The organism is Gemmobacter sp. LW-1 (assembly GCF_001303875.1).
Classification (GTDB): Bacteria; Pseudomonadota; Alphaproteobacteria; order Rhodobacterales; family Rhodobacteraceae; genus Gemmobacter; species Gemmobacter caeni.
This window is the reverse complement of sequence record NZ_LJSC01000031.1, coordinates 91274-97830: the sequence shown is the minus strand read 5'-3', so window position 1 is coordinate 97830 and position 6557 is coordinate 91274. Positions and strand designations below refer to the sequence as shown.

At 63.5% G+C, this 6557-nt stretch carries 11 protein-coding genes; 10 read left to right on the top strand and 1 reads right to left on the bottom strand.

Annotated features, from left to right (window positions below; all coding sequences use genetic code 11):
• The 3 genes from AO684_RS06645 to AO684_RS06635 all read left to right on the top strand — a co-directional run.
• A partial coding sequence (locus AO684_RS06645) for an HK97 family phage prohead protease (RefSeq protein WP_235451227.1) occupies positions 1-667 on the top strand: 667 nt, incomplete at its 5' end.
• Positions 667-1221 carry a hypothetical protein gene (locus AO684_RS06640; protein ID WP_054301957.1) on the top strand — a complete coding sequence of 185 codons (555 nt, stop codon included), beginning with the start codon at positions 667-669 and terminating at the stop codon, positions 1219-1221. The genes AO684_RS06645 and AO684_RS06640, both read left to right, overlap by 1 nt.
• 1 nt (position 1222) lies before the next feature.
• A complete protein-coding gene (locus AO684_RS06635) occupies positions 1223-2302 on the top strand; it encodes a phage portal protein (RefSeq protein WP_054301956.1) in 1080 nt (359 codons plus the stop codon).
• 519 nt (positions 2303-2821) lie between these two features.
• Here the strand turns inward: AO684_RS06635 and AO684_RS21245 are convergent.
• Complete coding sequence (locus tag AO684_RS21245; protein ID WP_082400777.1) at positions 2822-3079, bottom strand: Arc family DNA-binding protein; 258 nt, start codon at positions 3077-3079, stop codon at positions 2822-2824.
• 83 nt (positions 3080-3162) lie between these two features.
• Between AO684_RS21245 and AO684_RS21240 the strand changes: the two genes are divergently transcribed.
• The 7 genes from AO684_RS21240 to AO684_RS21790 all read left to right on the top strand — a co-directional run bounded on the left by AO684_RS21240 (position 3163) and on the right by AO684_RS21790 (position 6454).
• Positions 3163-3321 (top strand): Arc family DNA-binding protein, encoded by a 159-nt coding sequence (locus AO684_RS21240; RefSeq protein ID WP_082400776.1) that lies wholly within the window; start codon positions 3163-3165, stop codon positions 3319-3321.
• Positions 3322-3336: 15 nt separating this feature from the next.
• Complete coding sequence (locus AO684_RS06630; RefSeq protein ID WP_054301955.1) at positions 3337-3600, top strand: hypothetical protein; 264 nt, start codon at positions 3337-3339, stop codon at positions 3598-3600.
• Positions 3597-3824, top strand: a complete 228-nt coding sequence (locus tag AO684_RS06625) for a hypothetical protein (RefSeq protein ID WP_054301954.1) — start codon at positions 3597-3599, stop codon at positions 3822-3824. The genes AO684_RS06630 and AO684_RS06625 overlap by 4 nt, the downstream gene beginning before the upstream one ends.
• 50 nt (positions 3825-3874) lie before the next feature.
• A complete protein-coding gene (locus AO684_RS06620) occupies positions 3875-4420 on the top strand; it encodes a hypothetical protein (RefSeq protein WP_152968369.1) in 546 nt (181 codons plus the stop codon).
• Entirely contained in the window at positions 4420-4764 is a 345-nt protein-coding gene (locus AO684_RS22175) for a hypothetical protein (protein ID WP_235451226.1), read from the top strand. Before AO684_RS06620 ends, AO684_RS22175 begins: the two co-directional genes overlap by 1 nt.
• Before the next feature lie 2 nt (positions 4765-4766).
• The gene (locus AO684_RS06615) at positions 4767-5615 is read left to right on the top strand and encodes a tyrosine-type recombinase/integrase (protein WP_235451225.1); all 849 of its coding nucleotides are present in this window, start codon (positions 4767-4769) and stop codon (positions 5613-5615) included.
• Positions 5616-5884: 269 nt separating this feature from the next.
• Complete coding sequence (locus tag AO684_RS21790; protein WP_054301951.1) at positions 5885-6454, top strand: hypothetical protein; 570 nt, start codon at positions 5885-5887, stop codon at positions 6452-6454.
• Positions 6455-6557 lie beyond the last annotated feature (103 nt).

The window sequence follows — 6557 nt, the reverse complement described above, 5'->3', positions numbered from 1 at the left end:
CGCGGGCCTCGCAACTGCAACTGCTGACCGGCGTCGAGGTGGCGTAATGCTCTGGGGCGGTGTTGATACCTGCGACCTTGAACTGCGGGCGGGGCGCGGAAAGTCGCGCCGCCTTCGCGGTCGCTTCCCTTATGGCAAGCGGGCGATTCTCTCCGATGGCGGTAAGAAGGGCCGTCCCCGGAAGGAAGTGATTGAGCCGCGCGCCTTCGCCTATCGGGTCGAGAAATCCGACGAGGATATTCACCTCCTCGTCGGGCACAGCTACGACCGGCCCCTAGCATCGCGCGGGGCTGGAACGCTGGATCTGCGCGACACCGATGACGCCTTGACCTTTGAGGCGGTCATCGTGCCCGAGATCGTCGATAGCCCGTATGGCTCCGACTTCCTCGCCGGTTTCATCGCTGGCCTGATCACCGGCATTTCCCCCGGCTTTCGCATCCCGCCAGAGCGCACCGTGCCGGATGCTGAGACGGTGGAGGAAGAAGACCCGCAAGACGGTCTCGCGCTGATCCGCCACATCTGGGCCGCTCTGCTTTACGAACTCTCCCTCGTGACAGTGCCCGCCTACAAGGAGGCCAGCGCCGAAGAAATCGAGGCACGCAGTTGGACCGTAACGCGCGGCGGTCTGACCGTCCCGGCCAATCCCCTCAATCGGTGGAGGCTCTGATGGCGGTAACGATCAAGCAAGCCGAGGCCATCCCGGCAACATATCCCGATAGCCCCGAGGGCCTGAGTGCTGATGCGGCCGCGCTGGACGCCGCAATGATCTGGCAGCGGATCGAGGCGTGGATTGCGCATCGCTGGACGGCGCGCGCTGTTGTCTGGACGGTGGAGGGGCCGGGCGAATGGGTTCCACCTCTGACCCCGGCGACGGTGCAGACGGTGGAGGCATGGCAGGCAGATGCGTGGGTGGAGGTATTCCCGCCCCCTTCGCCTCTGGGCGGCTATGTGCTGGCCTGTGACGTGCCTTACCGCATCACCGCAACAGTGGGCAGCGGCACGCCCCCTGCGGCGGTGCTGGAAGCTTTCCGGCGCCTTGCCGAATACATGGCCGAGGATGTGAAGCCTTCAATGCGCATGGGCCGGGCGGGCGTGTCGTCAATGTCCTACTCAATCGGCAGCGCCATTGACGTGAAGTTTGACCGCAATCCGGCATGGATGGCGCGGGCCTTGGTGAACAGCGGCGCGGGCGATCTGCTGCGCCCTTATCGGAGGGCATGACATGGGCCTTATTCAACGCATCTTCGGGCGGTCGCAGGAAAAGCGGTCATCTGGCACCGGCTACACCGCCGAAATCATGGCTGCGCGGTCCAGCTACATCGCAGGCAGAACCGGGCTTGCCGACCTGACCGCGACGGCGCAAACCTGCGTTTCCATGTGGGAGGGCTGTTTCGCCCTGGCCGATGTGCAAGGCACCGATCTGCTTGACCGGCATTCCATGGCGCTGATCGGTCGGACGCTGGCCCTGCGCGGCGAATGCGTCTTCCTGATCCGCGAAGACCGGCTTGTGTCCTGCGCCGATTGGGAACTCTCGACCCGCGACGGCAAGCCCCGCGCCTATCGCGTCAGCGTGTCGGATGTGTCCGGGCCACGTTCCGAAACCGCGCTGGCGGCTGAGGTGCTGCACCTGCGCATCGGATCGGACCATGTGGCGCCATGGTCGGGCACCCCGCCCCTGCGGCGGTCATCGCTTACCGCTGGCCTGCTGCATACGCTGGAAACAGCGCTGGCCGAGGTCTACGAAAACGCCCCTCTGGGTTCGCAAATCGTGCCATTCCCCGAAGGCTCCGAAACCAGCCTTGAGACGCTGGGGCGCAGCTTCCGGGGGCGGCGCGGCAGCGTGCTTCTGCGGGAAAGCGTGAACGTGACGGCAGCCGGTGGTCCGGCTCCGGCGCAGGATTGGGCATCCAATGACGTGACGCCCGACCTGTCCCGCTCTCTGGCAACGCAGTCGCTTGAGGCGGCGCGCGGCTCCATCCTCGCGGCCTTCGGCGTTCTGCCCGGCATGTTCGCATCTACGGCACAGGGGCCGCTGGTGCGCGAGGCGCAACGTCACCTCGCCATGTGGACCCTGCAACCGATTGCCGCGCTGCTGGCCGAGGAAGCAAGCGCCAAGCTGGCCGCGCCGGTCCAGATCGACACCTTGCGCCCGCTGCAAGCCTTCGACGTTTCGGGCCGTGCCCGCGCGCTGATGACGCTGATCGAGGCCATGGGCCGCTCCAAGGAACTCGGCCTGTCACCGGCTGAGGTGAATACCGCAATGACCATGGTGAACTGGGGCGAAGGCGACAACGCCGCTTGAGGATTGGGCAAGGATGCGCCCGGCCATGCGCCGAAGCATCCGGGATCAGACGGTGAGTGCCCGGCAACAGCCAAGCCGAAAACCCCGTCAAGGCGCGGCCCGTTTCCCTTTCTGGCGGGCGCGGCGCAGATCGTCACGGCTGGAAACCGGGGGCGATCACGGGCCGGGGCTGCGGATGCGCTCCGGCCTTTCCGTGCGCGCGTGGGGTCTCCTTCGCCCTGACGGCCTAAGTTGAACTTAGCCCGAGCCTTTCCGTGCGCGCGTGGGGTCTCCTCAAAATTGAGGACACCCCATCCGCGCCCGCGCCAAGATGCGTCTGGCGGACGAGTATGACGCGGCGCAGGAGCGGGGGGAGGTGTCGAAAGGAGGCGGGCGTCCTGACTGCGTTGATGACCGCAACGCAGTCCCCGCCACCGCCGCCGACCTTGGCCTTCGCCGCGACGAAATCCACGAGGCGCGCAAGCTGCGGGATGCGGAGCGGGCGCAATTTTGCGCGCGTCGAATATCTGGACCTCGGCCTTATCGCCAGTCATGCTTGCCGGGATTAAGGCGCTCATCATGATCTTGAACCATGCCTTCTAGCACCTCTACCCGCTTCCAAAGATCATTCATGTTCTCAATTGCATTTTCCCATTCGGGAACAACTGAAAACGACCGTTCCAGTCTGGAAACAATTTCAGCCGTCACGCTGCGGTTATTCGATGCTGCGGATTCTTCCAACTGCGCCTTAAGCGCCTCTGGGATTCGGAGTCGGAAATGAAGGTCATCGCGTGCCATGCCGCACCAATGCCACACTTTGCGCTTGACTGACAATGCCACACCATGGCACCAATGTGTGGCATTGATCGGAGTGCAGCGCAATGAATCAAACTGACACCATAATGCGGATCAGGCTTCCGGCTGAGCTTAAGGCTCAAATTGCCGCCGAAGCCGCTAAGAACCTTCGTTCGCTCAATGCGGAAGTCGTATTTGTTTTGCGTGCGGCGATGGCGCGCGACGATCTGCAACCCACCACCTGACCCAAGGAGACAGCTATGACCACCAGTAACCCCGCTTCGGGGACCGATACCGGCGTGCCTGGCGGTGCGCTTGAACGCCTCGCCCTGTTCGCGGAATGGACCCGCACCACGCCGCCCGAGCGCATCACCGAGGGCAAGGGCGAGGATCTGACCTTTTCCCGCGATCTGCTGACTTATGCCCGCCGCAACGGCTTGAACCTTGATTGGTTCTTTCTGGGCGACGAGCGCGGCCTTGTTCTGTCCTACCACCACGCGGCGCTGAAAGGGGGTGCAGCATGATTACGCCGCTCACCCGAGAAGAAATCTGCGCCGAACGCAACCGCCTCGAACTCACGCTGTCACAGGCCGAAGGGCTGGTGCTGGCGCTGCAAACCCTGCTCTTTGACTTCGCTGGCGACCGTCTCGACACGGCGGTGGGCAAGAAGCGGCAGGCCATCATCGCTATAGGTGATGCGCTGGAAGCTCTGATTGTGCAGGACTGGCCCGAAAGCGATAAGACTTGACCGTGTGAATATACCATGGATAATGGTGTAGAACTCACATGGTGAAAAACATGACAACCTTTACCGAACCGACCTACTCCCCCGGCGCCGTCGCGACCATTACCGATGCTCCCCCCGAGCATCTGCGCGACTGGCGCCGCCGCGACCTGCTGAACCTGATCGGCACCGCAGAAGAAAACGGGCGCTGGAAATACTCCCTGCGTGACGTGGTGGCGATCTGGATTGGCCTGCGCCTGTCGCAGCATGGCAGGGCGATGCCCTTGGCCACGGCGTTCAACTATGGCGCCGGGTTGGCCGAAACCGTGATCAATCGGTTTCTCGCCCGCAAGGTTGGCATCCCCACGACCGGCAAGCGGTATGCGGTCACGCTGGCCGATGGGGACACGAAGGATGGCAAGACCTACGGCATCACGACTCTGCGTGTTGCCGACCTGGCCGAACTGGCCGGGCGTGACTTCGACATGCTGACGGTTCTGGACTGCGAACGCTTGGCGGCAACCATCCCCCCTCAGATTGCCGGGTTCCTGCTGGTTGCCGCTGAAAACGAGTATGAGGCCATGGGCCTTCACCGTTGGACCGAAGGGCTTGACGACTGATGACCGACCTGCGCCCCGACTTTACCACGCCCGAGGAACTGGCCCCGCATTTCCGCATGTCGGTTCGGGCCTTCCGCGATCTGGTGCGGAACATCGGGGCGTGCTGCGTCTTTGGCCGGACTCTTGCGATCTTCCCCGAGCATATGCCGCTGATCAAGGAGGCCACACAATGCCGCATGAAATCTACCTCCGGGGGCGCATCTGGCACTACCGGGGCACCGTTGCCGGGCGGCGGATACGAGGCTCTACAGGCGCGACTGACAAAGCAACAGCGCAGCGCGTCGCGGCGGAAGCCGAAGCAAGAGAATGGCGCCGTCATCTCGATGGCGCCGAGGAAGTCCTGACCATGGCGCAGGCGATGCTGGCATATCTGGAAGCCGGGAAGCCTGACAGGTTCCTGAAACCGATTGCGGATCACTGGAAGGAAACCCGCGTCAAGACGATCACCCCCGAGGCAATCCGCCAATCTGCACGGAAGCTCTATCCGGCTGCCGGGGAGGCAACATGGAACCGGCAAGTGATCGTGCCCACCGCTGCCGTGATCAACTTCGCGGCTCAAATGGGCTGGTGCCGTCATATCAAGGTGAAGCGGTTCACCGTCGTGTCGCAGGAGAAGACGCCCGCAACCCCCGAGTGGGTGGCGGCATTCGCGGCGCAGGCGGTGGCCGATGGCCTGCCGCACCTCGCAGCCCTGTGCCTGTTCATGTTCGGCACGGGCGCGCGGATCGGTGAGGCGGTGGCGCTGACGTGGGGCGCTGTGAAGCTGTCCGACCGGCTGGCGACTATCAACCAGACGAAGACCCGTTTCATTCGGCAGGCGCATCTTCCTGCCACGGTTGTGGCGGCGCTGGCGAACATCCCGAGCAACCGGAACCCCGACGATCTGGTGTTCAGCTATGCGTGCAGTAGCAGCGTCAGCAAGGTCTGGAACAACGTCGCGGCGCGTGCCGGGATTGCGCCCCTGACCCCGCACTGCTGCCGCCATGGCTTCGCTACCACGATGCTGCGCAAAGGCCGCGACGTGAAGACCATCGCCAAGGCTGGCGGCTGGAAAGACCCGGCAATCGTGCTGCGCACCTACATGCACGCTCTTGATGACCGCACCGTCACCGAAGACATTTTTGACACAAATCTGGCACAGGTTGACGGTGCAGAAGTTACAACCGAAGGAAATGAAAGGAAAAAAACGGTATGACCTGCCACCCTCGTTGGGGAGAGGTGTCCCGCCGCCGGGATTACGGAAGCCCTGAGATTCTTGCAAGCGGAAATGTCGTTTCCGATAGGAAACCCGTCGTAACCGGGCCGGTTGCGAACCGGTTGTCCGATGGAACGGGTGGCACGGCGGCGGAAGGAAATGCCACCCGAATGTCGGTTTCTGCTGGACCAGGGCGACTTCCTCGCGTCAGGTGTGCACTGGCTCCGGTTTTTCTGCGGGGCTGACGGATTTCAGAACACGAGGAAGATATGCTGAAGAAAGCCATTTTTGCCGCCTGTGCCGGATTTGTGCTGGCCACGCCTGCTTTTGCCGACGAGGTAACCGACGCGCTCGACGCTGCGAAAGCGGCTTATGAAGCGGGTGACCTGAACGGGACCGCGGCGCAGGTGATTGCTGCCGGGAAGGCGGTGCAGGCCCTGCAATCGAAGCGACTGCAAGCCCTGCTGCCCGAGGCGCCTTCGGGCTGGACGCGTGAGGTCGATGCCGAAGCTGCCAATGGCATGGCGATGATGGGCATGGCCGGAACGCTGATTTCCGCGCGCTACTCCGATGCTGATGGCAACGGATTCACCCTGACGCTGACGGCGGACAGCCCGCTGGTGGCCTCGATGGCGGGGATGCTGGGCAACGCGCAGATGATGCAGATGATGGGTAAGGTCACCAAGGTTGGCGGGCAGGATATGCTGGAGCAGGGAACCGACCTGTCGGCGCTGGTCGGCAACCGGGTGCTGGTGCAGGCGCAGGGGATGGAGCCAGCGGCGATGATTCCGGTGCTGGAACAGCTTGATTTCGCAAAGCTGGCGATGTTTGACCGCTGAAGCCCGGCGCGGCAACCAGAGGGCGGTACCGCGCGGTGCTGCCCTCGCTTCAGGGGCGTGACCAACCGGCTTTCCACCCTGTTCGCCCGCATTGTCACCAAGT